Raw genomic sequence first — 26,848 nt, 5'->3', positions numbered from 1 at the left:
GTTAGGCTCCCTTCACAGCGGTGCGAACCAGAACCACGCCATTCTTGGGGCCGGGGATGGCGCCCTTGATCAGCAGAACGTTGTTCTCGGTATCGACACCCTGAATCGTGAGGTTCTGGGTGGTGTGACGGTTGTTGCCCATACGTCCCGCCATGCGCATTCCCTTGAACACGCGAGCAGGGTAGGACGCGCCGCCGATGGAACCCGGCTTGCGGTGGTTCTTGTGCGCACCGTGCGAAGCACTGACGCCCTTGAAGCCGTGACGCTTCATAACACCGGCAAAGCCCTTGCCCTTGGTCTTGCCCACAACGTCGACACGCTGGCCGACCTCGAAGATCTCGACGGACAGTTCCTGTCCGAGGGAGTACTCAGCGGAGTCAGAGGTGCGGATTTCGACGAGGTGACGACGCGGGGTGGTCCCGGCCTTCTCGAAGTGTCCGGCCATGGGCTTGGTGACCTTGCGGGGGTCGATCGCACCATAGCCGATCTGGACAGCGTTGTAGCCGTCGGACTCTTGGCCGCGCAGCTGGGTGACGACATTGGAATCGGCCTTGACGACGGTAACCGGCACAAATTTGCCGTTCTCGTCCCAGACCTGGGTCATGCCAAGCTTGGTGCCCAGCAGGCCCTTCACCTGGCGCTCGAATTTGGTAGTCATTGGGATGCGATCCTCTTTACAGCTTGATTTCGATGTTCACGTCTGCCGGCAGGTCCAGGCGCATGAGCGAGTCAACTGCCTTGGGCGTGGGGTCGACGATGTCGATCAGCCGCTTGTGCGTACGCATCTCAAAGTGCTCGCGGCTGTCCTTATACTTGTGCGGCGAGCGGATCACGCAGTACACGTTCTTCTCGGTGGGCAGCGGCACGGGGCCAACAACCGTCGCGCCTGCACGCGTCACCGTCTCAACAATCTTCCGGGCCGAAGAATCGATGACCTCGTGGTCATACGACTTCAGCCGGATGCGGATTTTCTGTCCCGCCATCTGTCGGACTCTCTTTCTTCAAGTACTTCCCTGTGTAGGAACCTCAAGGGCTCCTCTGTATGGCGTCTTCAGGCAGTCACTCAGGTATCCGCCGTTGCGGATTTATCCTGAATTTCCGGCGCCGCCTCACACGAACTGAATCCGGCATTCCCGGGTTCCTCAATTCGCAGAAGCACCGACCCCCGTACTCGGGCGTGTCGCGCTTTGTTCGCGCAGACTGCCGTTGAGCTTTCGGACCGGGTCATTTTGGGCTTGTGCGGATCGCCCGGGCGGCCCATAAGGCCTATTCGGGCAATTCAACGCCAACAAGCGCTTGAACAACGTCCTCTATCTTGCCAGAGGCCGCAAAGTCTTGGCAACCCATAATTCACGAAGTGGTCAGAGACACATGCACGTTTCGCCTGATGGGCGAGATGTCCGCACGAGGCCTGCGTGATCGCCTGCCCCGCACGGACGTCGGGTAACCGTCAACGAGAACAAGGCTCCTTAGAGCCATCCACCAAAGCCTGGCACGTGGCCCATGCGTTCACTTCGCTCCCCCGGCACCTCGCCTCCAGGTGAATCAGCCAGCGCGGAGACCAAGAGGTTGAAGGTGACGTTGCGAAATGGCGGGTTCACGAAGTATCGCAACGGAACGTTCACACTTTGTCCCGGTTGGATGATCCCCCGGTAAGAAACCCTAAACCGTGAGCCTTCACGGGATCCGATCGGCGTTCGCTCTTCCCGAATACTCACCGCACTCGACGGAGAAGTCACCTTCATCTGGTTAGCTCCCACCGGTGCATAGTCCGTGTCATAGTCCCGCATGGTGAGAGTCAATTGGCCTGTGGGGTTCTCCGCCGGGACCGAACCGTCGTTGCGGATGATGAACGACGACGGAAGGGACGCTTTGGTGCGTTGCGCATTACCTGAAGCGAATCGATACACCGGCACATCCCATTCCGGTCTAAACGTTCCGAAGTTCACGGAGGGGTCAGCGACGATAAACCGAACCCGCCCAGGCTGTGCGCTGGCCGCGACGGCCGGAATCATCGTGGATGCCGCAACGACCGGTGCCGCCCAGAGAAGTGCTCTCTTCACCGTGCCATGGTGCCGCCGGGTGGTGACAAGATCTTGCATTATTCGTGGTGCTCCTAGAATCGGTGGCCCGCAAGGAGCCGGTCCATATTGCGTTCGGCCAATGCCGTGATGGTGACAAAGGGGTTGACGCCGATCTTCGCCGGGATCAACGAACCGTCCATGACGAATAGCCCTGGTACGCCTTTAACCTCGCCCGAAAGATCCGTGGCCTCCCCCAGCACGGCCCCGCCAAGCGGGTGGTACGTGAAGTAGTCGGCGAATTGCTGCCGACGTTCGAAGACATCGGCGCGGTACGAAGTACCCGAATGTGCTCTGTTGATCGGGTCAAAGAATGCCCGAACGGCGTCGACCCCTGGTTTCGCGTGACTCGGCCCCCAGTCGAGGTGCACATTTCTCCGCTGGTCATCCCACGTGAATTTCCCTGTGTTGGGGTTGTTGGTGATCGCCAAGTACACGCCGGTATGCAGCTCGATGCCGGTGGGGAACGGCGCGATTTCAGCGAAGACGGATCGTTCCGAGTCATCCCAGTTGCTCACGCCCAGGACAGGAATCGTCGATTGATGCATGCCCGTGGGGTATCCCCACATCCGCCGAGCCAGCATCACATTGCCGTTGGGGCCCCAGTACTGACCAATCGCATCCGGCAGACCCTTCACCGTGCCGTAACGCTTGGCCTTGAGCAGCAAACGAGACGTCCCCACAGAACCGGCGGCGAGCACGACGCGGTCGTAGACCGCCGTCCGCCGCTCAGTTTCTTTGCCCCAGAAGTCAATGGTTCGCAGTGAAAGCTCAAAGGTTCCATCCGGGCGCTGGGATAGCTGCGTCACCTCCGTCATAGGAATGAGGTTCACTCTGTTCGTTGCCAACGCCGTCCGGAGAATAGATTTGGGCAACGATCGTTTGCCGTAGTTATTCCCAAACATCACCTCACCAACGAGGGCAGAGCGCGGAACCTGCTTGAACGTTTCCTTACGCAGGTAGTCGAAATCGTAGACATTGGGGACCAGTTGGTGTCGGTACCCCACTTTCTTGGCCTGCAGCGCACTGACCCGCGCAAATTGGTACCACGGAGAGTTCATCACGATGTCCAAAGGCGGCTCGGTGACGAGCAGCTGTTGCCGAGCCCGCGGGAAATAGGTGTCATACATCTCCGCGGCATCGACCGACGGAAGCACCTTTTCGAAGAAGGAGCGCGACGGCGTCACGGCCATGCCGCCGTTGACCAGCGAACCACCCCCGACGCCCCGCCCCAGGTACACCTTGATTCCGGCAAAGGTTTCGATATCGAGAACGCCGGCGGCACGCCTGATGGGACGGTTGATAATGTCCAGGCCGCCCAAGTAGCTGAACGGCATATCCGTTCGATTCTTAAACCACATCGACCGTTCATTGGGTGAGCGCATACCCGGAAAGACCGGACCGGAAGAACTCGACATGGCTTCCCAGTCCGCGCCCATTTCAATGAGGTCAACCCGACGCCCCGCTTCGGCAAGACTTCGGGCTGCGACGGCCCCGCCATACCCCGAACCGATGACCGCAATACGCGGGCCACTCCGAACTTCGGCGGGCGGCGCAGCTAGCGCTGGACTCGCCTCCGAACCGACAGCTACCGCGGCACCGGTGGCTAATGAGGCAGTGACAAATGTTCGGCGAGAGACTGACGGGGACACTTCGGCTACTTTCTTGACTACTGTGCCTAGACCGACCCGCGTTGAGGGAAAGATCCCCCAACGGGTTCTTGTTCAAATTTGGACTTTGCACATTCAAGAATACTCTCAGGTTCCAGCGACGAAGCGGCCGCGGGTCCCCCAGACCGGGATGTCACGTCGCTTGAGATCGACAATAATGCGCCTCTGAGTACGCAAAAGGGCCCCGGCATAGCCGGGGCCCTTTAGGGTTTGACGTCAGGAACGAGTGATCATTCCCACGTCGAAATCACCAGATATGACTACTTGGTGATCTTGGTGACGCGACCCGAACCAACGGTGCGGCCACCCTCACGGATAGCGAAGCCGAGGCCCTCTTCCATAGCGATGGGCTGGATCAGCTCAACGCTCATCTCGGTGTTGTCGCCGGGCATAACCATCTCGGTGCCCTCGGGCAGAGTGATAACGCCGGTAACGTCCGTGGTGCGGAAGTAGAACTGCGGACGGTAGTTCGAGTAGAACGGGTTGTGACGGCCACCCTCATCCTTCGAGAGGATGTAAACGTTCGCCTCGAAGTTGGTGTGCGGGGTGATCGAGCCGGGGGCTGCAACAACCTGGCCACGCTCGACGTCGTCGCGCTTGAGGCCACGAAGGAGCAGACCACAGTTCTCGCCGGCCCAGGCCTCGTCCAACTGCTTGTGGAACATCTCGATACCGGTCACGGTGGTCTTCTGAAGGTCGCGGATACCGATGATCTCGACATCCGAGTTGAGCTTCAGGGTACCGCGCTCTGCACGGCCGGTCACGACGGTGCCGCGGCCGGTAATCGTGAAGACGTCCTCGATCGGCATGAGGAAGGGCTTGTCCTTGTCGCGAACCGGATCCGGGATGAACTCGTCCACGGCCTCCATGAGGTCCTCAACCGACTTGACCCACTTCTCGTCGCCCTCGAGGGCCTTGAGAGCGGACACGCGGATGACGGGGGCGTTGTCGCCGTCGAACTCCTGCGAGGACAGCAGTTCGCGAACCTCCATCTCGACCAAGTCGAGCAGTTCCTCGTCCTCAACCATGTCGGACTTGTTCAGCGCGACGAGGAGGGAGGGAACGCCAACCTGGCGGGCGAGCAGGACGTGCTCGCGAGTCTGGGCCATGGGGCCGTCGGTGGCGGCGACCACGAGGATAGCGCCGTCCATCTGGGCAGCACCGGTGATCATGTTCTTGACGTAGTCAGCGTGACCGGGGGCGTCAACGTGTGCGTAGTGACGCTTGTCGGTCTGGTACTCAATGTGAGCAATGTTGATGGTAATACCGCGCTGCCGCTCCTCAGGAGCGGAGTCGATCATACCGAAGTCCTTCTTCTCGTTGAGGTCCGGGAATTTGTTCGCCAGAACCTGCGAGATGGCAGCAGTCAACGTGGTCTTACCGTGGTCAACGTGACCGATGGTACCGATGTTGACGTGCGGCTTGGAGCGCTCGAACTTTGCCTTAGCCACTATGTTCCTCCTAGAACGTTTGATGGAAACTTGCGCTGGCTTTCTGCGCAGTCCGTGGTTGAAGACGGATTCCTGGTCAACAATAACGGAAAAGACTTCCCGTACGAAAACCAGCGCAAGCTTCCGAGGCTGTATTGAATGGATTAGGTCAGCGGCCCAGAAGAGCCGCCATGCGGGGAATTACTCTCCGCGGCTCTTCTGGATGATTTCGTCGGCGACGGCCTTCGGAACCTCGGAGTAGCTGTCGAAGGTCATCGAGTACACCGCACGACCCTGCGTCTTGGAACGCAGGTCACCGATGTAGCCGAACATTTCGGACAGCGGAACGAGAGCCGAGACCAGCTTCACGCCGGCGACGTCTTCCATGGACTGGATGTGGCCACGGCGCGAATTCAAGTCGCCGATGACGTCACCCATGTACTCCTCCGGAGTACGAACCTCGACGGCCATCAACGGCTCGAGCAGTACCGGGTTGGCGCGGCGTGCGCCTTCCTTGAATACCATCGAACCGGCGATCTTGAAGGCCATTTCGGAGGAGTCGACGTCGTGGTAGGCGCCGTCCACCAGGGTGGCCTTCACACCAACCACGGGGTATCCCGCGAGAATGCCGAGCTGCATCGCATCCTGGATGCCGGCATCCACCGACGGGATGTATTCACGGGGCACGCGGCCGCCGGTGATCTTATCCTCGAACTCGTAGAGTTCTTCGGCGTCGAGCGCGATCGGCTCGAAGTTCATCTGCACCTTAGCGAACTGACCGGAACCACCGGTCTGCTTCTTGTGGGTGTAGTCAACCTTCTCGACGGCCTTCTTGATGGTCTCGCGGTAAGCAACCTGCGGCTTACCCACGTTCGCCTCCACGCGGAATTCGCGCTTCATGCGATCCACGAGGACGTCGAGGTGAAGCTCGCCCATACCGCCGATCTCAGTCTGACCGGTCTCGTCGTTGAGGTTGACAGTGAAGGTCGGGTCCTCAGCGGACAGCTTCTGGATAGCCGTCGACAGCTTCTCCTGGTCGCTCTTGGTCTTCGGCTCAATGGCAACGAAGATCACGGGCTTGGGGAAGGTCATCGACTCGAGGACGATCGGGTTCGCCTGATCCGACAGGGTGTCACCGGTCGTGGTCTCCTTGAGGCCAATCGCGGCGTAGATGTGGCCCGCCTGGATCTCCTCAACCGGATTCTCCTTATTGGAGTGCATCTGGAAGAGCTTGCCGATGCGCTCACGACGCTGCTTGGTCGAGTTGAGCACCTGCTGGCCCGAGGAGGCCGTACCGGAGTACACGCGGATGTAGGTCAACTGGCCGTAGAACGGGTGAGCGGCAACCTTGAACGCCAACGCGGAGAACGGCTCGTCCTTCGCGGGGCGACGGGTCAACTCGACCTCTTCGTCCTTGGGGTCGTGACCGACCATCGGGGGCACATCGAGCGGCGAAGGCAAGTAGTCGATCACGGCGTCGAGCATCGGCTGAACGCCGCGGTTCTTGAACGCCGAACCACAGAAGACCGGGTAAGCAGCGTTATCGACGGTCAACTGGCGGATGCCAGCCTTGAGTTCGTCGATGGTCAGCTCTTCACCTTCGAGGTACTTCTCCATGAGTTCCTCAGAGGACTCAGCAACCTGCTCCACGAGCTGGTTACGGTATTCTTCGGCACGCTCCTGGAGGTCCGCGGGGATCTCCTGGGTCTCGTAGCTCTGGCCGAGCGTGACGTCGCCCTTGGCGTCGCCGTGCCAGACGTAAGCCTTCATCTCAAGCAGGTCGACGACGCCGACGAAGTCATTCTCTGCACCGATGGGCAGCTGCATGACGATCGGGGTCGCGCCGAGACGCTTAACGATGGTGTCGACGGTGAAGTAGAAATCCGCACCGAGCTTGTCCATTTTGTTGACGAAGCAAATGCGGGGAACCTCGTACTTGTCCGCCTGACGCCACACCGTCTCGGACTGCGGCTCAACGCCTTCCTTGCCGTCAAACACAGCAACGGCGCCGTCGAGCACGCGCAACGAACGCTCCACCTCGACGGTGAAGTCGACGTGGCCCGGAGTATCGATGATGTTGATCTGGTTGTTCTTCCAGAAGCACGTGGTCGCGGCGGAGGTAATCGTGATGCCGCGTTCCTGTTCCTGGGCCATCCAGTCCATCGTGGATGCACCGTCGTGGGTCTCACCGATCTTGTGGTTGATACCGGTGTAGTACAGGATGCGTTCGGTAGTGGTGGTCTTGCCGGCATCGATGTGGGCCATGATGCCGATATTGCGGACCTTGTTCAGGTCGGTAAGCACGTCAAGTGCCACGATGTGTCCCTTTCAGGTGGATCAACCGGAAGGCCCGCCCGGATCGAGCGGGCCAACAGGATGAAATTACCAGCGATAGTGTGCGAAGGCCTTGTTGGACTCGGCCATCTTGTGGGTATCTTCGCGACGCTTCACAGCGGCACCGAGACCATTGGACGCATCCATGATCTCGTTCATCAGACGCTCGGTCATGGTCTTCTCTCGGCGAAGCTTGGAGAAGCCCACGAGCCAGCGCAGGGCCAGGGCGGTCGAACGGCCCGAACGGACCTCAACCGGCACCTGGTAGGTTGCACCGCCAACTCGGCGGGAACGAACCTCGAGGGAAGGCTTGATGTTATCCATAGCCTTCTTGAGGGTCGTGACGGCGTCGGAGCCGGTCTTCTGGGCGACACCCTCGAGGGCACCGTAAACGATGCGCTCGGCGGTGGACTTCTTGCCGTCCTGCAGGACCTTGTTGATCAACTGCGTCACGAGCGGCGATCCGTAAACGGGATCGACGACGAGAGGACGCTTGGGAGCGGGACCCTTACGAGGCATTACTTCTTCTCCTTCTTGACGCCGTAGCGCGAACGAGCCTGGCCACGGTTCTTGACACCCTGGGTATCAAGCGCGCCACGGACGATGCGGTAACGAACACCGGGGAGGTCCTTCACACGACCACCGCGAACGAGCACGATGGAGTGCTCCTGGAGGTTGTGGCCCTCACCCGGAATGTATGCCGTAACCTCGACGCCGCCGTTGAGCTTGACGCGGGCGACCTTACGCAGAGCGGAGTTCGGCTTCTTGGGGGTGGTGGTGTACACGCGGGTGCAGACGCCGCGCTTCATAGGGTTGCCCTTAAGAGCGGGCGCCTTGGTCTTAATGACCTTGGGAGTCCGACCCTTGCGGACCAGCTGCTGAATTGTAGGCAATTTCGAGTTCTCCGTTTGATCTTGGCGACCCTCGCGGGTCACCTTGAAATGTATGCCTCGTGCGGTGTGAGCCGCGCTGAGAGCACTGATGTCCGGTCTAGCGGTATTGGGAAATGGGCACAGTTAATTGATGGCATTTTGACGCAAAAAATAAAAAATGTGCGTCAGAGGACCGTATCCATACCTGCCATTGATTCTGAAGCCCGTCCCGAACGCGTACCGCGATGTTTCCGCCAACCACATTGCACGGAGAGAAACCGTCAACATCCTGGTTGGAGCCACGTCGCACAGCACACTCGCACTGAGACTGAGTACTTCACGTGCAACGATACCCCAGATCCCGCGACTTGGCGAACGCATGTGGCACACACAACGCCCACTATTCAGGAATGGACGCTGAGACCAACGCCTGATCGGTACGCATGCCCGATCCGTCGGGCGGTTTCTTCCAAGCGTGGAACGATGCGCTCGACCATCGTGTCCGCGCGAGCATTCTCCGTGCCAACACGCATGGACACGTTGATGGCCGCAATGTGCGCACCTCTAGCGTCCTTAACCGGCGCGGCGACGGACCGAAGCCCCATCTCGAGCTCCTGATCGACCATTTCCCAGCCCCGCTCCCGCGCACGCCGGATGCGGGTGCGCAGATCTTGAACGTCGGTGATGGTCCGGTCCGTAATGCTCTCCGGACGCTGGCGGGCCAAGTATTCCTCGAGGCGGTCCTCGGAGAGTCCGCTCAGAAGAACGCGGCCCATAGAGGTCGCGTGGGCCGGAAAGCTCGTCCCGACGCTGATCGCCACGTGCATGATGCGGCGCGCGTGGACCCGGGCGACGTAGATGATGTCGTCGCCCTCCAAGACCGACATCGACGTCGACTCGCCGATCCGGCCCGAGAGTTCCCGGAGATGCGGGTATGCCAGGTCGGGCAGGGAGAGGCTCGACAGGTAGGAATAGCCGATGCTCAATACAGTAGGACTCAGCCGGAATTCCTTGTCGATCTGGTGAACGTAGCCGAGGTCGACCAGGGTGTGCAGAAACCTCCGGGCCGTCGCCCGTGTAAGGTTCGTCCGCTGGGCCACCTCAGACAGCGACATGCTGGCGTGCTCGGCGTCGAAGGCCCGTAGAACCGAGATCCCGCGGGCCAGCGACTGCACAAAGGCGTCGCTCATCGAACCGAAGCTTCTTCCGAGGCGCCTTCGAGGGGGCCCAGGAGTTCGACGTCCAGCTCTTCGGCGAGTTCCGCCACACTCACACCGAAGGTCTCGCGCACGTGCACGCCGTCGGCGGCGATGTCGAAGACGGCCGCTTCCGTGTAGACCCGTGACACGCACCCCACCCCGGTCCGCGGAAAGGTGCACTCCGGGACGAACTTGGCCGAACCATCTTTGGATCGAAGGTTCATCATGACGAACGTCTGTTTGGCGCCGATCGCCAGATCCATGGCCCCTCCGACTGCGGGAATTGCGCTGGGCTCCCCGGTGGACCAGTTGGCAAGGTCGCCGTTGGCCGCGACCTGGAAGGCTCCCAGAACGCAGATATCCAAGTGGCCTCCGCGCATCATGGCAAACGAATCCGCGTGATGGAAATACGAGGTCCCCGGGGTCTCCAGAACCGGAATTTTGCCCGCGTTGATCAGGTCAGGGTCAATATCGTCACCATGAGCCTCCGGCCCCATGCCCAACATGCCGTTCTCAGTGTGGAGGGTCACTCCCTGGTCGACGTCGAGGTAATCGGAGACCTTGGTCGGCTGGCCGATCCCGAGGTTCACGAAGGCCCCCGTCGGGATGTCGCGAGCCACCATCCGTGCCATGTCATCGCGGGTCAGGGCCGACTCGCGCGTCTGAGGAGTCTCTGTCACCGTGCTCATGCCTGGTCACCTTTCTGCGTCTGGGAGTCGATCGCGACGACGGTATCCACGTAGATTCCCGGGGTCACGACCGCTTCCGGATCCATTTGGCCGGTCTCGACCCTCTCTGCCACCTGAACGATGGAATGCTGCGCGGCGGCGGCCATGATCGGCCCGAAGTTCCGGGCGGTCTTGCGATAGGTCAGGTTGCCGACGCCGTCGCTCGTCTGCGCCTTGGTCAGGGAGAAATCGGCCCGCAAAGGCTGCTCCAGGACGTAGTGGACGCCGTCGATCTCTCGGGTCTCTTTTCCTTCCGCGAGTTGGGTGCCGTAGCCGGTCGGCGTGAAGAAACCACCGATTCCCGCCCCAGCCGCGCGAATTCTCTCGGCAAGGTTGCCTTGTGGCACCAGCTCGAGTTCGATCTCCCCGGCCCGGTATTTTTCGTCAAAGTGCCAAGAGTCTTTTTGTCGGGGGAAGGAACAAATGACCTTGCTGACGCGACCGAGCTGAATTAAACGGGCCAAGCCCACGTCCCCATTGCCGGCGTTATTGTTGACCACGGTCAGGTTCTGTGCACCCTGGTCGATCAACGCATCGATCAGTTCCACGGGTTGCCCGGCCACCCCAAATCCGCCGATCATCACGGTCGATCCATCGGCGATATGTCGGACGGCCTCGGTCGCGGTCTGCGCGAACTCTGTCATGGTTCAGTTCTTCCCTTCAACGTTTTCGAGGACGACGGCCAATCCCTGGCCGACGCCGATGCAGATCGCCGCGACGCCCCATCGCCGTCCCGATGCCTGGAGCGAACGCGCGAGCGTGCCCAGAATGCGGGTACCGGAAGCACCCAGGGGATGCCCGATCGCAATGGCCCCGCCGTGGCGGTTCACGATCGCCGGATCGATGTCCCAGGCACGAATGCACGCGAGGGATTGTGCGGCGAAGGCCTCGTTGAGTTCGACGGCCCCGACCTGCCCCCAATCAATCCCCGCCTGTTCGAGCGCGCGGTCAGCCGCCTCGACCGGCGCGTATCCGAAAAATTGCGGTTCGTTGGCCGCGGTCCCGCGCCCCGCCAAACGGGCGATAGGCGCACGCCCGATGCGATCGGCTGCCCTCTCGTTGCCAAGCAGAACGGCCGACGCGCCGTCGTTGAGAGGCGAGGCGTTTCCCGCGGTGACCCGTCCGCCATCCCGGCGGAAGACCGTCTTAAGGCCGGCCAGAGTCTCTGGGGTGCTCCCCGGTCGCAACGACTCATCACGTTCGAGGTCGGTCCCTGGCATCTGCTCGACCAGGTTGTTGTAGAAGCCCTCGTCCCAGGCCGAGGCCGTGCGCTGATGCGAGGTCGCGGCGAACTCGTCCATGTCCTCGCGCTCGACGCCGTACCGTTCCGCCAGGCGTTCCGTGGCCTCTCCCAAGGACACGGTCCAGTCCTCTTCCATCTTGGGGTTCACGAGCCGCCACCCCAGCGTGGTCGAGGCCAGGTTGAGGTCCCCCGCCGGGAATGGCTTGCTGGTTTTGGGCAGGACCCAGGGCGCTCGAGACATTGATTCGACGCCGCCGGCGACGACGATCTCGGCGTCACCGACCGCAATGGATCGGCTCGCCTGCATTGCGGCGTCCAATGAGGAGCCGCAGAGACGGTTGATCGTGGTTCCCGGCGTCGATACCGGCATTCCGGCCAGGAGCGCCGCCATTCGGGCCACATTGCGGTTCTCCTCCCCCGCCCCGTTGGCGTTGCCGAGCATGACCTCGGAAACCTCCGCGGCGTCGAGGGCCTCGGAGCGCTCGACGACCCGGCGCACCACAAAGGCCGCCAAGTCATCGGGGCGAGTCCCGGACAGGGCGCCTCCATATTTCCCAAAGGGCGTCCGGACCGCGTCGTAGATGAATGTTGCGGTGGGGTCGGTCATGAGGTTCCTCCTGGTAAGCGCAGGTTTAGCTGATCTCGCCGAGATCACGAAGGACGGTCTGTGCGTGGGCGAATGCGGTATTGGCGGCAGGAACGCCGCAGTAGATCGCCGATTGCAAGATGATCTCCTGTATCTGCGCGACGCTGACGTCGTTGCGGCGAGCCGCCTTGACGTGCATCTCGAATTCGGACCAGTGGCCCAAGGCGATCATCGCGGTCAGCGTGATGGCGCTGCGCGTCTTACGATCCAATCCTGGACGGGTCCAGATCTCTCCCCAGGCGTACCGGGAGATGAGGTCTTGGAAGGGCTCGGTAAAGGACGTGGTCGCGGATACCGCTCGGTCCACGTGCTCATCGGAAAGGACCTGGCGGCGAACCGCCATACCGTCCGCCTTGACCTCGTCGCGGGTTTTCGAAGGATCCGGCAAATCGGATACCGCCGCGGTCCCACTTGCGGCGTTTTTAGGCAGGTCGCCGAAGAACTCTGTCAGGTCCGCCGCCGCCTGGTCCGGGACCTCGGCGACCGCGAGGTGCGAGGCGTCGAGGTAGACCGTGGAGCGTCCGGACTGGACCCCTTCGGCGATTTCCTGAAGGGATTCGGGCGGGGTTGCGGGATCGTGTCCGCCCGCGATGGTCAGCACCGGGACGTCGATCTCGGACAGCCTCTCGCGGACGTCGAAGACCGCCAAGGCTCGACACACCAGGCCGTAATTGGCTCGGTCGGCCTCCTGCAGGCTGTGCAGAAGTTCGGTGCCTACCACGGGCTGTTGGTCGAGGAACCCGGGGGCAAACCAGGTCTTCGCGGAATGGATGATCTGTGTGGGAGTGCCTGAACCCTCCACCAGTTCCGCGCGGCCGATCCAGCTCTCCGCCGTGCCGATTTTCGCGCCCGTGCAGATCACCGCCAGTCCCCTGAGCTCATCCCCGTGTGCCAGTGCCAGAGCGAGACCGACTGCTCCGCCGACCGAGACCCCCGCATAGAGGTAGCTCTCCTCGGGGCGACCTCGTTCGGCACGGATCCGGTCGGCCAATCGGTGGACGCCTTCGGCAAGCTCCTCGACCGTGAACGGCTCGCTCACGGGCGTGCCCCGTCCGTGCCCGGGCAGTTCCCACCCGACGACGTCGTATTCTTCTCGCAGGTGTTCCGCGGCCGGAGCCCACAGCGGCGTCACGGACGTCCCAAGGGAGGGACCGACGACCAACAGAGGTTTCGCATGCCGCGAGGATGGTTCGCCGCCGTCCAGATTGCTTCCGAGGGCCACCGACATCAGGTCCGGCACCGTCATGATTGCTCCTTTGCTGTGTCCCATCGACGGGCGGCCGCACGGGCCTGGTCCGCGCTATTTCCTGTGTCCCGGCTCGCGGACGAATTCCCGTCGAGATTGAGATTTCGGGTCATCGCCTCGGGATCGACGATCAGCCCTTCCGCTAGTTCCGCCGCAAGGGACGTCGCGATCAGCCCGTGACGAGCAACTGTTCGAATCGGCTCCCATTCCAGGTGCCAGGCGAGCTCCGACCGTTCCTCGACCGCGAGGGCCTCTGACTCCATCAGAGCACCGACCGCACGCGAGGCCGTGACCCCGGACCGGCGGATCAGAATCGACAGGGTCGGATTTTTCTTATGCGCCATCGCAGAGGATCCGCCCCGGCCTTCGGCGGCCGGCTCTGCAAGCTCCGAAATTTCATTGCGCGAGGAGATCACGACGTCGCCGGCCATCTTGGCGCACGCGACGGCGGCTCGGGCCAGGGGCTCGACCGCGTCGATCATGGGGCGACGCCGCGTGTGCCAGACCTGATCGGCGACTGGCCCATTGAGGCCCAATCGCCGCGCCCAGAAGAGCCCGAGCCGATCCCCCAACGACATGTCCAGGGCCGAGTCTTCGGCCATGGATTCGAGCGCCAACGCCGCGCGGTGGGTTCCTGCGGCGCCTCCCCCGGATACGGGCAACCACGTGTGGTCGGGGTCCGTCTCCCGGTATGCGGCCGCGACGCCGTCGAGCCACCGACCGGCCCGGGCACCAAAGGTCGTCGGCAACGCATGCTGGCCCAGCGTCCGGGCCACCATCACCGTGTCGGCGTGTTCGGCACTCAGGCGAGCCAAGGAGTCACCGGTGCGGCCCAAGGCTTCGTGGCATCCCGCCAACGCCGAGGAGACAACACTCATGAGGGCCGTGTCCATCACGTCTTGGCTGGTCAACGCCCGGTGGACGGCCATGGAGGCCTCTTCCGAAACCCGCTGCGCGACTGACCGACGCAATATCGCGACCAGACCAATCACGGGGTTGCCCCCACCTTCGGCCCCGCTCGCGAGGGCCTCAGGATCTATCTCGGCCTGCTCGATCGCGGAGGCGATGCGAGCGGCCAAAGGCGGATCCAGCACACCGGCGTCGGCCTGCGCCCGGACCCACTCGGCTTCCGCGGACACCAGCGCTCGAAGCACCGCATCGTCCCCGACCACGGAGTCGGCGCGTTGCCCGCCGGGGATGAGGAGATCACTGAAGGTCATGTCAGCCGTCGATTCCGGGGTACGAAAGGAACACGGTCTCTCCCTCTCCCTGAAGGCGAATGTCATGCCGCAAGGTGCCGTCCGGCTCGCGATCTGCGATAAGCGTCGCACGACGATCGGCCGGCAAGGACGCCAAGAGCGGATCCGCATCCAGCGCCTCGGCATCGTCCGGCAGGTAGACGCGGGTGAACAAGCGATTGAGGAGGCCTCTGGCGAATACGACCATGAGGAAATAAGGGGCATGTCCGCGGTCCGTGGGACCGGGATTGACGGTCGTAAAGGAATAGGTTCCGAGCCGATCGACGGCGTCCCTCCCCCACCCTGTGAAGGTGTAACCGTCGCGATGTAGCGACCCGGTCTCCTCGGGGATCGAGCCGTCCTCGGCCGCCTGCCAGATCTCGATCATGGCATCGGGGACAACGTCACCATTGCCGTCGTAGACCTGCCCGGTCAGACGCACCGCGCCCGGTCGAGAGCGGTCCACGAGCTCGTTGCCTCCACGGTACGGCAGTCCGACCGCTTCGGCTGCGGTGGCATAACCGAAAAAGGGGCCAATCGTTTGCCCAGGGGTGGGCGTGAGATCCTGCGGGTGATCGGCCAGGGGCCGCCCTATGCTGGTGGGACGCGTCGTCGTGTCGCGGGTCATCGCTGCTCCTCCTCGGGTTCCATCCAGGTCCGCTGGCTGCCACCGAGGACGATGTCCCACCGGTAGCCTAAAAGCCATTCGTGTTCCGAGACGCCGTGGTCGTAGGTCGCGACCAGACGATCACGCGCCTTCTGATCCGTAATCGACTGGTAGATCGGATCCAGACTGAACAGCGGATCACCGGGGAAGTACATCTGGGTGATCATGCGTTGTGTAAAGTCCGTGCCGAACAGCGAAAAGTGCACGTGCGCCGGGCGCCAGGCATTGCGGTGGTTCTTCCACGGGTACGGCCCCGGCTTGATGGTGGTGAATTCGTAATTTCCGGCTTCGTCGGTGAGACACCGACCGACGCCCGTGAAGTTCGGGTCGATCGGGGCCGGATGCTGATCCCTTTTGTGGATGTAGCGTCCTGCGGCGTTGGCCTGCCAAATTTCCACGAGCTGATGACGGACCGGTCGACCAGCGGCGTCCATGACCCGGCCGGTGATCTTGATCCTCTCGCCCACGGGTTCTCCGCCGCCCTGGATCGTCAGATCGGATTCGAGCTCGTGAACGTCGCGATGTCCGAAAGCCGGTGACGTGAGCTCGATGAGCTCCGGGTCCGTGTGGTGGAGGTCCTTGGTCGGGTGCCGCAACACCGAACTCCGATACGGGGGAAAATCCAGACGGGGTTGCGTTTCAACCGATCCACCGCTTCGAGCCGCCTGATGAACCCGATCGATCTCTCGATTGATCGCGTCTTGGCTGTCCGCGGCGGCGTCGGAATTCAACACCACCGGCTGGGTGAAGTTCTCCTCGTCCAGATTCTTTTCGGCGTGTGACTCCTGTGTCATGCCGTCCTCCCTTCCTGTTCCCGAATCCGCTCGTGATCCGCGCCATGGTCAATCTATCGGCGAAAAGTTCGCTCTCAGAATTTGTGTGCGCGATGCGAACCTCGAGAGGGCGATTCAGGGTCCGAGGGAGGCCCTGGTGACAGGCACGAAGCTACCCCACCTTTAACGACGGCCGGCCCCCTCCAGATAGGAGGGGGCCGGCCGTCGTTCGGTGCGGATCGCCCTCAGGCAGGTCCGCAACTCAGTGTTTAGTTATTGCCGAAGTCGTAGTCATCCAACGGGATGGCCTGGAACTCGGCGGCCACGGAAGCGTCATTTTCGGCAGCGTAGCTGAAGTCGCCAAAACCGGTGGAGTTGGCGTACATCTTCTCGCGTGCTTCCTCGGTCGGCTCAACCTCGATGTCGTTGTAACGGTCCAAACCGGTACCGGCGGGGATGAGCTTACCGATGATGACGTTCTCCTTGAGGCCAACCAGCGGGTCGGACTTGCCCTCCATCGCGGCCTGCGTGAGGACGCGAGTGGTCTCCTGGAAGGAGGCCGCAGAGAGCCACGAGTCGGTCGCCAACGAGGCCTTGGTGATGCCCATGAGCTCCGGACGACCGGCCGCCGGACGCTGCTGCGTCGTCACGGCCTTCTTATTCGCCTGCTGGAACTGCACGGTCTCCACCAATTCGCCCGGAAGCAGATCGGTCTCACCGGATTCGATCACCGTGATGCGGCGGGTCATCTGACGGACGATAACTTCCACGTGCTTGTCGTGGATGCCCACACCCTGCGAGCGGTACACGCCCTGGACCTCGTCCACCAGGTGCTTCTGCGCCTCGCGGGGACCACGGATACGCAGAACTTCCTTCGGATCCACGGCACCGGAGACCAACTGCTGGCCAACCTCGACGCGTTCGCCGTCTTCCACGAGCAGGCGAGCACGGCGCAGGATCGGGTAGGCGATGGCCTCGTCGTCCTTGCTGTCCGGCGTCACGATGATCTTCAAGGCCTTCTCGGTGTCCTCGATGGTCACGCGACCGGCGATCTCGGAGATCGGAGCCACGCCCTTCGGGGTTCGTGCCTCAAAGAGCTCCTGAATACGGGGCAGACCCTGGGTGATGTCTTCGGCGGAGGCAACACCACCGGTGTGGAAGGTACGCATGGTCAGCTGGGTACCCGGCTCACCGATCGACTGCGCAGCGATAATGCCCACGGCCTCACCAATGTCCACCAGGTTGCCCGAGGCCATCGAACGGCCGTAGCACTTGGCGCACACACCGACGGCGGACTCACAGGTCAGCACCGAACGGACGCGAACTTCCTGGACGCCAGCCTTGTACATCGTCTGGATGACGGAATCCGAAACGTCCTCGCCCGCGGGGACCAGAACGTTGCCGTCCTCGTCCTTCACATCGACCGCAAGGATACGGCCGTGGATCGAGTTCTCGACGTCCTCATGCAGCGAGATAGAGCCGGTATCCGGATCGACCTGCACCAACGGGAGCACCAGGCCACGACGGGTCTGGCAGTCGAGTTCGCGAACGATGACGTCCTGCGAAACGTCCACGAGACGACGGGTCAAGTAACCCGAGTTCGCGGTACGCAACGCGGTATCGGCAAGGCCCTTACGAGCACCGTGCGTCGCGATGAAGTACTCCAGAACCGACAGGCCCTCGCGGTACGAGGACTTGATCGGGCGGGGCATGATCTCGCCACGGGTGTTCGCCACCAGACCACGGATACCCGCAATCTGACGGACCTGCATCCAGTTACCACGGGCGCCCGAAGACACCATGCGGTTGATCGTGTTGAGGTCGGTGAGGTTGTCGCGCATCGCCTCGGCCACCTCGTCGGTCGCCTTCGTCCAGATGTCGATCAGCTCGGAACGACGCTCGTCGTCGTCGATCAGACCCATCTCGTACTGGCCCTGGATCTCGTCGGCCTGCTGCTCGTAGCCTGCCATGATCTGGGGCTTGCTCGGCGGCGTCGCGATGTCGGAGACGGCGACGGTCACGCCGGAGCGCGAAGCCCAGTAGAAACCGGTGTCCTTGAGGTTGTCCAGAGTGCGGGCAACCTCGACCATCGGGTAGTTCTCGGCGAGGTCGTTGACCAGCTGTCCGAGGCCCTTCTTGTCGGCGACGCCGCGGAACCACGGGTAATCGGCCGGAAGAGTCTCGTTGAACAGCACCTGTCCCACGGTGCACTCGACCAGGACGGGCTGTCCCTGCTCCCAACCCTCCGGTGCTTCCCATCCTTCGTACGGCACGAAGTCGTTGAGGATGATCTTCACTCGGGAGTTGAGGTGGATCTCGTGACGCTCCATGGCCATGATCGCCTCGGCGAGGGAGGAGTAGGCGTGGCCCTCTCCCTTTTCGCCGTCACGAACCGTGGTCAGGTGGTACAGACCGATGATCATATCCTGCGACGGAACCGCCACCGGACGGCCGTCGGAGGGCTTCAGGATGTTGTTCGAGGAGAGCATCAACACGCGAGCTTCCGCCTGCGCCTCGGGGCTCAGGGGAAGGTGCACGGCCATCTGGTCACCATCGAAGTCGGCGTTGAAGGCCGAGCACACGAGCGGGTGAAGCTGAATGGCCTTGCCCTCGACGAGCTGCGGCTCGAACGCCTGAATGCCCAGACGGTGCAGGGTTGGCGCACGGTTGAGCAACACGGGGTGCTCCGTGATGATCTCTTCCAAGACGTCCCAAACCTGCGGGCGGAAACGCTCGACCATACGCTTGGCCGACTTGATGTTCTGCGCGTGGTTCAGCTCCACGAGGCGCTTCATCACGAAGGGCTTGAACAGCTCCAAAGCCATCTGCTTGGGCAGACCACACTGGTGCATCTTGAGCTGGGGACCAACGACGATCACGGAACGGCCCGAGTAGTCGACGCGCTTACCGAGCAGGTTCTGACGGAAGCGTCCCTGCTTGCCCTTGAGCATGTCGGAGAGCGACTTGAGCGGGCGGTTGCCCGGACCCGTCACGGGGCGACCGCGACGGCCGTTGTCGAACAGTGAGTCAACGGCCTCCTGGAGCATGCGCTTCTCGTTGTTCACGATGATCTCGGGGGCACCAAGATCCAACAGACGCTTCAGGCGGTTGTTGCGGTTGATCACACGGCGGTAGAGGTCGTTCAGGTCCGACGTCGCAAAGCGTCCACCATCGAGCTGCACCATCGGGCGCAACTCCGGCGGAATGACCGGGACGGCGTCCAGAACCATGCCGAGCGGCGAGTTATCCGTGGTCAGGAAGGCGTTGATGACCTTGAGGCGCTTGAGCGCACGAGTCTTGCGCTGTCCCTTGCCGTTCTGGATGACCTCGCGGAGGGCCTCAGCTTCGGCCTCCATATCGAAGTTCTCGAGACGACGCTTGATGGACTCGGCGCCCATCGACCCCTCGAAGTACATGCCGTACTTGTCGACCATCGAACGGTACAGAGCTTCATCGCCCTCGAGGTCGCTGACCTTGAGGTTCTTGAAGCGGTCAAAGACCTGGTCGAGGTGAGAAATCTCGGCGTCGACGCGCTTGCGAACCTGAGCCATCTGGCGCTCCGAGGAATCGCGCAGCTTGCGCTTCTCCGCGGCCTTGCCACCCTCGGCTTCGATGCGCGCGAGCTCTTCCTCGGTCTCCTTGGCAATCGCCGCAATATCGGCGTCGCGCTCGGATTCCAGGGACTTCTTGTCCTTATCGTGCGCGGCCTGAAGATTCGGCAGGTCGTCGTGACGGCCTTCCTCATCAACCCACGTAATCATGTACGCGGCGAAGTAAATGATCTTCTCGAGATCCTTCGGCGCGAGGTCCAGGAGGTAACCCAAGCGCGACGGAACGCCCTTGAAGTACCAAATGTGGGTGACCGGTGCGGCCAGCTCGATGTGGCCCATCCGCTCACGGCGCACCTTGGCGCGAGTCACCTCGACGCCGCAGCGTTCACAGATGATGCCCTTGAAGCGCACGCGCTTGTACTTACCGCAGTAGCATTCCCAGTCGCGGGTCGGACCGAAGATCCGCTCGTCGAACAGGCCTTCCTTCTCCGGCTTCAGGGTTCGGTAGTTAATGGTCTCCGGCTTCTTGACCTCACCGTACGACCAGTTTCGGATATCTTCCGCGGTGGCCAGGCCAATCCGCATCAAACCAAGTGAAGATTCGTTGGACATGGGGTCCTTTTCTCTCAAAAAACTCTAGAAGGATCTGGTGTGGATGAGGGGTGTTTAGACTTCCTCGACCGAGCTGGGCTCGTTGTGGGAGAGGTCAATACCCAATTCATCGGCAGCCCGGAATCCTTCGTCCTCCGAGTCGCGCATTTCGATCGCATTGCCTTCGGTCGAGAGGACCTCGACGTTCAGGCACAGAGACTGCATTTCCTTGATGAGCACCTTGAAGGACTCGGGGACACCCGGTTCGGGGATGTTGTCGCCCTTCACGATGGCCTCGTAGACCTTGACGCGTCCGTGGACGTCGTCGGACTTGATGGTCAGGATTTCCTGCAGCGTGTAGGCGGCGCCATACGCCTCGAGTGCCCACACCTCCATCTCGCCGAAACGCTGTCCGCCGAACTGTGCCTTACCGCCCAGCGGCTGCTGGGTAATCATCGAGTAAGGACCGGTCGAACGGGCGTGAATCTTGTCGTCCACCAAGTGGTGCAGCTTCAGGATGTACTGGTAGCCCACCGAAATCGGCTCGGGGAACGGCTCACCGGTACGTCCGTCGAACAACATCGCCTTGCCGGAGCGGTCGATCAGACGCTCGCCGTCCCGGTTCAGCGTCGTGTGGTCCAGGAGGTCGAAGATTTCGTTCTCCTCCGCACCGTCGAACACCGGAGTCGCGACCTTGGTGGGGCCGGATTCCTTCGGGAAGTTCGGCAGATTCTCGAGCCACTCGGGATTGCCCTCGATCTTCCAACCCTGCTTGGCCAACCAACCGGTATGGACCTCGAGCACCTGGCCGATGTTCATACGGCCCGGCACACCGAGCGGGTTCAGGATGACGTCCACCGGAGTTCCGTCGGCCATGAACGGCATGTCCTCGACCGGAAGGATCTTGGAGATGACGCCCTTGTTACCGTGACGGCCTGCGAGCTTGTCACCGTCGGTGATCTTGCGCTTGTGAGCCACGTAGACACGAACCAGCTGGTTGACTCCGGGAGGCATGTCCTCGTCGTCTTCGTCGCGGTCGAACACGCGGACGCCGATGACGGTTCCGGACTCGCCGTGGGGAACCTTCAAGGAGGTGTCACGAACCTCGCGGGACTTCTCACCGAAGATCGCGCGGAGCAAGCGCTCCTCAGGGGTCAGCTCGGTCTCACCCTTCGGCGTGACCTTACCCACCAGGATGTCGCCGGCCTCGACCTCGGCACCGATGTGGATGATGCCGCGCTCGTCCAGTGCGGACAGGACCTCTTCCGAGACGTTCGGGATATCCCGGGTGATCTCTTCGGCGCCCAGCTTGGTGTCGCGGGCATCGATCTCGTGCTCCTCGATGTGGATCGAAGTCAAGACGTCGTCCGAGACCATACGCTGCGAGAGGATGATCGCGTCCTCGTAGTTGAGGCCTTCCCAGGACATGTATGCGACCAAGAGGTTCTTACCGAGGGCAAGTTCGCCCTTGTCGGTCGAGGGGCCGTCGGCAATCAAGCCGCGGTATCCCACGCGGTCTCCCTCGGAAACCACAACACGGTGGTTGTAGCAGTTACCCGGGTTGGAGCGCTGGAACTTGGCGATCGGGTACGAGGTCGTGGTGCCGTCGTCGTTCGCAATGACGACGAGATCGGCGGAAACCTCGCGGACCACACCGGCCTTCTTGGCCAGCACGGAATCGCCCGAGTCCATCGCGGCGTAGCCTTCCATGCCCGTGCCGACGACCGGTGACTCGGATTCGAGCAGCGGCACCGCCTGACGCTGCATGTTGGCACCCATGAGCGCGCGGTTGGCGTCGTCGTGTTCGAGGTAAGGAATCAACGACGTCGCCACGGACACCATCTGGCGCGGGGAAACGTCCATGAACTCGACGTCGGCGGCCGGCTTGGCCTCGGCTTCACCGGAACCGTCTGCGGCGCGGCACAGGACGTACTCTTCGGCAAAGTGCTGGTCCTCGGTGAGAGGAGCATTTGCCTGCGCGATGATCTTGCCCTTTTCGTCATCCGCGGTCAGGTACATGACCTTCTCGGTGACCTTGCCGTCGACGACTTCGCGATACGGAGTCTCGATGAAACCGAAGGGGTTGATGCGCGCGAAGGTCGCGAGCGATCCGATCAGACCGATGTTCGGGCCTTCAGGGGACTCAATCGGGCACATGCGTCCGTAGTGGGACGGGTGCACGTCTCGGACCTCCATGCCGGCGCGGTCGCGGGAGAGGCCTCCCGGGCCGAGCGCAGACAGGCGACGCTTGTGGGTCAGCCCGGCGAGCGGGTTGTTCTGATCCATGAACTGCGAGAGCTGGGAGGTGCCGAAGAACTCCTTGATGGAGGCGACCACCGGGCGGATGTTGATCAGGGTCTGAGGCGTGATGGCCTCGACGTCCTGGGTAGTCATCCGCTCGCGCACGACGCGCTCCATACGGGAAAGGCCCGTACGGATCTGGTTCTCGATCAGCTCGCCTACCGCACGAATACGGCGGTTACCGAAGTGGTCGATGTCGTCGGTGCTGACGTAGATGTCGGTGTCGACGCCGTCGCGCTTGCCCTTGATGGTCTTGCCGCCGGCGTGAAGGGTCACGAGGTAGCGGATCATGGCGACAATGTCGTCCTGGGTCAGAACCGAGGAGTCGTTATCGGACAGCGCCTTGTCGAGGCCGAGCTTGCGGTTGATCTTGTAACGACCGACCTTGGCCAGGTCGTAGCGCTTCGGGGTGAAGTACATGTTGTCGAGCAGCGACTGAGCTGCATCGACCGTCGGGGGCTCACCGGGACGAAGCTTCTTGTAGATATCGATCAGGGCTTCGTCGCGGGTCTCGACGGTGTCCTTCTCGAGGGTCGCGCGAATCGAGTCGAATTCGCCGAACTCTTCCAAGATCTTGGAGTCGGTCCAGCCTAAGGCCTTCAGCAGGACGGTGACCGACTGCTTGCGCTTGCGGTCGAGGCGAACGCCAACCTGATCGCGCTTGTCGATCTCCAGCTCAAACCAAGCACCGCGGGAAGGGATGATGCGGGCCGAGTAGATGTCCTTGTCAGACGTACGGTCGGCGGCCTTCTCAAAGTAGGCACCCGGGGAACGCACGAGCTGCGAGACGACGACGCGCTCGGAACCGTTGATCACAAACGTGCCGGACTCGGTCATGAGCGGGAAATCGCCCATGAACACGGTCTGCTGCTTGATCTCGCCGGTTTCGTTGTTCATGAACTCGGCCTTGACGTATAGCGGCGCCGAGTAGGTGGCATCGCGATCCTTGCACTCCTCCATGGTGTACTTCGGATCAGCGAATTCGGGTTCCGAGAAGGACAGGGACATCGTGCCCTGGAAATCCTCGATCGGTGAGATCTCCTCGAAGATTTCGGTCAGGCCGGACACGCGCTCGACCGAGGCATCGCCGGTCTTTTCGGCTTCGACGACGCGCTGGCTCCAGCGGTCGTTTCCGACGAGGCGGTCAAAGCTGTCCGTCTGCAAGGCAAGCAGGTTAGGAACGCTCAGTGGTTCGTGAATCTTTGCAAAAGAGATGCGTGAGGCGGAACCGTCGTGCGGGTTTCCCTCCGCGAGAGCGGCGTCATAATTAGAGGTGCTCGAGGCGACCAAGATTGGATCCTTCCACAGACCTGTCGGTACACGAAGGCTTGCCCGGATCCACGTTCTCGCGCATTCCGGCTGGCGATCTGACGCGCACAAGGACCGCCCCTATGATGAGCGATCTTGGTGAGTCGGTGGTCGTGGTTGCCTGGAAGCGTGAGCTGGATCCATCAGTTGTACCCACCGCTATATGAAGGCACAAAAATTTAGGGAAAGCGCAAATTTTTACTCTACACTCGGAATTCTGATTTGTCCAGCGGTTATGCGAAACCCGCTCCCCCGCTGAATTAGCACTCGACGACGTTGACGGCGAGACCGCCCTGTGAGGTCTCCTTATATCGGTTGGACATGTCCACGCCCGTTTGCCGCATGGTCTCGATGACTTGGTCCAATGAGACCCGATGTTCGCCGTCACCACGCATCGCCATCTTGGCTGCGTTTACTGCCTTGGCCGCCGCCATCGCATTGCGCTCGATGCACGGAATTTGCACGAGCCCTCCCACGGGATCGCAGGTCAGGCCGAGGTTGTGTTCCATAGCGATTTCGGCGGCATTTTCCACTTGCTCCACGTTTCCGCCGAGCACCTGGCAGAGACCGGCCGCGGCCAACGACGAGGCGGAACCCACTTCGCCTTGGCAACCAACCTCCGCACCGGAAATCGACGCTCGCTTCTTATACAACGTACCCACGGCCGCGGCCGCCAAGAAGAAGTCGATGACCGCGCGTTCGCGCTTCTTTCGGCCGCCGTGGCGCACCTCAGGGACGTAGTTGACGGCATAGTGCAATACGGCCGGGATGATTCCCGCGGCGCCATTGGTCGGCGCGGTCACCACACGTCCGCCGAAGGCGTTCTCCTCGTTGACGGCCAAGGCGATCAGGTTCACCCAATCGATCGAGTATTGCGGATCCTTATTGGGGTCTTCACTCAACAACTCTCGATGCCATTTTTGGGCTCGACACCGAACTTTGAGGGCGCCGGGGAGGTATCCGATACGAGTCAACGACGAACCGATGCATTCGCGCATCACCTGATAAATGTGCAGAATTCCGGCCTCGACCTCTTCGCGGGTTCGGGCCGTCGTTTCATTCGCCATCTTCAGTTCGGCGATCGAGAGACGATGCGCATTCGCCAATTCCACGAGTTCTTCGGCGGAATCGTAGGGATACGGGACATCGGTCAGGCTGTCGCCACCGGCGGCCTCTTCACCCTCTTCGATGACGAATCCGCCGCCGACCGAAAAATAGGTTCGTTCGTCAATCAACAGGCCATCGGAATCTTTGGCTGTAAATCGGATGCCGTTGGTGTGGCGTTCCAAAATGGTCAGCGGACGCAACACCATCGCTGCCTCGCTGATCTCCACCTCGGGCCCCGTCTGAATGTCGGACCGGTTCGCGGTCGACGGGTCGACGTCAGGGGCGAAACCCGCCAGAACGAGCTTTCCGGTGGCCTGATTATCGGAGATCATCTGCTCGGATTCGGCGATATCGATGGTTTCCGGAATCCATCCGGCGAGCCCCTTGACGGTTGCGGACATGGTTCCGTGGCCCGCTCCCGTGGCTGCCAGAGATCCGTAGAGGTCCACTTGGAGACGAGCGACGTCGTCGAGACGCTGCGCACCAATCAACTCGCTGATAAAGCGGTTTGCGGCACGCATCGGGCCCACGGTGTGTGAGCTCGAGGGGCCCACGCCGATGCTGAATAGATCGAAGACGCTGATATCAGTGGTGCTCTTCATGGCCTTCCACACCTCCGTCAATAGTTGGGGTTCCGGCAGGCCGGATTCGAGTGGTTATTTCGAGCGACGATAAAACGGCAATTCGACGACCTCGAAGTCGTTGGTTTTACCGCGAATATCGACCGCGATGGTCTTGCCGACGTCGGACTGCTCGCGTTCCACGTGTGCCATGGCGATCGGATATCCCAACGTCGGAGAAGGAATTCCCGAGGTGACGACGCCCACTTCCCGGCGGTCCTCGCCGTCACCGGTCACGAGCTTAGCTTCGGCACGGGCCGGTCGCTTTGACAAGCCTCGCAGGCCCACGAGAACTCGCTGGCGTGGTTCGTGAGCGCGTTCCTGGGCCCTTTCGAGGGCTTCGCGGCCCACGAAGTCCGCGCCGTTTTTCAGGGCAATGTCGACCATCTTACCTAGCCCGGAAGTATATGGTGAAACGTTCGGGCCGAGCTCATGACCGTAAAGCGGCATCCCCGCTTCGAGGCGCAACGAATCGCGTGCCGCCAGTCCTGCCGGGACGACGCCGTGCTCCCGGCCCGCTTCCAGGAGCGCGTTCCACAAGGCCCCGGCCGACTCATTGGGAACGTAAAGTTCGAAGCCGTCCTCACCGGTGTAACCGGTGCGGGCGAGCAGCACCTCGATTCCGGCAATCGTCGCAGGGGCGGCGGCATAGTACTTCAGGTCGGCGAGATCTTCGCTGCCATCCGCAAGTCGCACGTTATCCATCACGCTCGCCAATACTTCGGCAGAGACCGGGCCCTGCAGAGCGATCAACGAGGTCGCGCTCGTCTCCTCGTGGATGGACGCATCGAAGTCGGCGCCGCGAACCGTAAACTCCCGAAGGACGGCGTCGGCGTTCGCTGCGTTCGGCACGACGAGGTATTCCTCCTCGCCCACTCGGTACGTGATGAGGTCGTCCACGAGGCCGCCTTCGGCATTCGCCATGACCGAGTATTTGGCGCGCCCTACCGCGAGCTTCGAGAAGGACGAGACCAGGGCGTAGTCCAGAAGGGCAGAAGCTTCCGGGCCCGTGATCCTGATTTCACCCATGTGGGACAGGTCGAAGAGACCCGCCGCCTCGCGCACGGCGCGGTGCTCTGCGACGTCGTTGTCGTATTTCAACGGCATTTCCCAGCCGCCAAAGTCGGTAAAGCTCGCTCCCAGCTCCTCATGGACTCCGTGGAGCATCGTGGTGCGCGGACCTTCGGTATTGGGGATGAAGTCGGTATTTTGAGCAGTCATCTTCGTGTCTCCCTGATCGAAC

General features: G+C 61.9%; 20 protein-coding genes. All 20 read right to left on the bottom strand.

Translation table 11 applies throughout. The features are described 5' to 3' along the window. Nucleotide 1: 1 nt before the first annotated feature. Nucleotides 2-658: a 50S ribosomal protein L3 gene (gene rplC, locus B9Y51_RS06990; protein ID WP_048682754.1), complete on the bottom strand. Its 657-nt coding sequence runs from the start codon at nt 656-658 to the stop codon at nt 2-4. Between the two features lie 16 nt (nt 659-674). Further along, nucleotides 675-983 carry a 30S ribosomal protein S10 gene (gene rpsJ, locus B9Y51_RS06985; RefSeq protein WP_030015043.1) on the bottom strand — a complete coding sequence of 103 codons (309 nt, stop codon included), beginning with the start codon at nt 981-983 and terminating at the stop codon, nt 675-677. Between the two features lie 486 nt (nt 984-1,469). Continuing rightward, entirely contained in the window at nt 1,470-2,063 is a 594-nt protein-coding gene (locus B9Y51_RS06980; protein WP_143468018.1) for a hypothetical protein, read from the bottom strand. Between the two features lie 53 nt (nt 2,064-2,116). Further along, entirely contained in the window at nt 2,117-3,733 is a 1,617-nt protein-coding gene (locus tag B9Y51_RS06975) for an FAD-dependent oxidoreductase (protein WP_085529244.1), read from the bottom strand. 278 nt (nt 3,734-4,011) lie between these two features. Beyond that, a complete protein-coding gene (gene tuf / locus B9Y51_RS06970; RefSeq protein ID WP_048682929.1) occupies nt 4,012-5,202 on the bottom strand; it encodes an elongation factor Tu in 1,191 nt (396 codons plus the stop codon). 180 nt (nt 5,203-5,382) lie between these two features. Next, nucleotides 5,383-7,497 (bottom strand): elongation factor G, encoded by a 2,115-nt coding sequence (fusA, locus tag B9Y51_RS06965; protein ID WP_048682933.1) that lies wholly within the window; start codon nt 7,495-7,497, stop codon nt 5,383-5,385. Nucleotides 7,498-7,563: 66 nt separating this feature from the next. Next, the gene (gene rpsG / locus B9Y51_RS06960; protein WP_030015050.1) at nt 7,564-8,034 is read right to left on the bottom strand and encodes a 30S ribosomal protein S7; all 471 of its coding nucleotides are present in this window, start codon (nt 8,032-8,034) and stop codon (nt 7,564-7,566) included. Further along, on the bottom strand, nt 8,034-8,408 hold the full coding sequence (gene rpsL, locus B9Y51_RS06955) for a 30S ribosomal protein S12 (RefSeq protein WP_085529710.1): 375 nt from the start codon (nt 8,406-8,408) through the stop codon (nt 8,034-8,036). Before rpsL ends, rpsG begins: the two co-directional genes overlap by 1 nt. Before the next feature lie 383 nt (nt 8,409-8,791). Beyond that, complete coding sequence (locus B9Y51_RS06950) at nt 8,792-9,577, bottom strand: IclR family transcriptional regulator domain-containing protein (protein WP_048682936.1); 786 nt, start codon at nt 9,575-9,577, stop codon at nt 8,792-8,794. Continuing rightward, nucleotides 9,574-10,275 (bottom strand): 3-oxoacid CoA-transferase subunit B, encoded by a 702-nt coding sequence (locus tag B9Y51_RS06945; protein ID WP_085529243.1) that lies wholly within the window; start codon nt 10,273-10,275, stop codon nt 9,574-9,576. The genes B9Y51_RS06950 and B9Y51_RS06945 overlap by 4 nt, the downstream gene beginning before the upstream one ends. Continuing rightward, nucleotides 10,272-10,958 (bottom strand): 3-oxoacid CoA-transferase subunit A, encoded by a 687-nt coding sequence (locus tag B9Y51_RS06940; RefSeq protein ID WP_048682941.1) that lies wholly within the window; start codon nt 10,956-10,958, stop codon nt 10,272-10,274. The genes B9Y51_RS06945 and B9Y51_RS06940 overlap by 4 nt, the downstream gene beginning before the upstream one ends. Nucleotides 10,959-10,961: 3 nt before the next feature. After that, complete coding sequence (locus B9Y51_RS06935; RefSeq protein WP_048682945.1) at nt 10,962-12,164, bottom strand: thiolase family protein; 1,203 nt, start codon at nt 12,162-12,164, stop codon at nt 10,962-10,964. A 25-nt stretch (nt 12,165-12,189) separates the two neighbouring features. After that, nucleotides 12,190-13,449 carry a bifunctional 3-oxoadipate enol-lactonase/4-carboxymuconolactone decarboxylase PcaDC gene (gene pcaDC / locus B9Y51_RS11430; protein ID WP_085529242.1) on the bottom strand — a complete coding sequence of 420 codons (1,260 nt, stop codon included), beginning with the start codon at nt 13,447-13,449 and terminating at the stop codon, nt 12,190-12,192. Then, nucleotides 13,446-14,669, bottom strand: a complete 1,224-nt coding sequence (locus B9Y51_RS06925; protein ID WP_158088267.1) for a lyase family protein — start codon at nt 14,667-14,669, stop codon at nt 13,446-13,448. The genes pcaDC and B9Y51_RS06925 overlap by 4 nt, the downstream gene beginning before the upstream one ends. Nucleotide 14,670: 1 nt before the next feature. After that, nucleotides 14,671-15,315, bottom strand: coding sequence for a protocatechuate 3,4-dioxygenase subunit alpha (gene pcaG / locus B9Y51_RS06920; protein WP_085529240.1), 645 nt, complete (start codon nt 15,313-15,315; stop codon nt 14,671-14,673). Further along, nucleotides 15,312-16,148: a protocatechuate 3,4-dioxygenase subunit beta gene (gene pcaH, locus B9Y51_RS06915; protein ID WP_085529239.1), complete on the bottom strand. Its 837-nt coding sequence runs from the start codon at nt 16,146-16,148 to the stop codon at nt 15,312-15,314. Before pcaH ends, pcaG begins: the two co-directional genes overlap by 4 nt. Before the next feature lie 248 nt (nt 16,149-16,396). After that, entirely contained in the window at nt 16,397-20,290 is a 3,894-nt protein-coding gene (locus B9Y51_RS06910; RefSeq protein ID WP_085529238.1) for a DNA-directed RNA polymerase subunit beta', read from the bottom strand. Between the two features lie 54 nt (nt 20,291-20,344). Further along, nucleotides 20,345-23,860, bottom strand: a complete 3,516-nt coding sequence (gene rpoB, locus B9Y51_RS06905) for a DNA-directed RNA polymerase subunit beta (RefSeq protein WP_048682952.1) — start codon at nt 23,858-23,860, stop codon at nt 20,345-20,347. Between the two features lie 278 nt (nt 23,861-24,138). Then, on the bottom strand, nt 24,139-25,587 hold the full coding sequence (locus tag B9Y51_RS06900; RefSeq protein ID WP_085529237.1) for an L-serine ammonia-lyase: 1,449 nt from the start codon (nt 25,585-25,587) through the stop codon (nt 24,139-24,141). A gap of 54 nt (nt 25,588-25,641) precedes the next feature. After that, nucleotides 25,642-26,826: a glycine cleavage system aminomethyltransferase GcvT gene (gene gcvT / locus B9Y51_RS06895; protein ID WP_085529236.1), complete on the bottom strand. Its 1,185-nt coding sequence runs from the start codon at nt 26,824-26,826 to the stop codon at nt 25,642-25,644. Nucleotides 26,827-26,848 lie beyond the last annotated feature (22 nt).

It is taken from the genome of Kocuria massiliensis, assembly GCF_900169715.1.
Classification (GTDB): Bacteria; Actinomycetota; Actinomycetes; order Actinomycetales; family Micrococcaceae; genus Rothia; species Rothia massiliensis.
The sequence above is the reverse complement of the archived record's forward strand: the minus strand, read 5'-3'. Positions and strand labels throughout refer to the sequence as shown.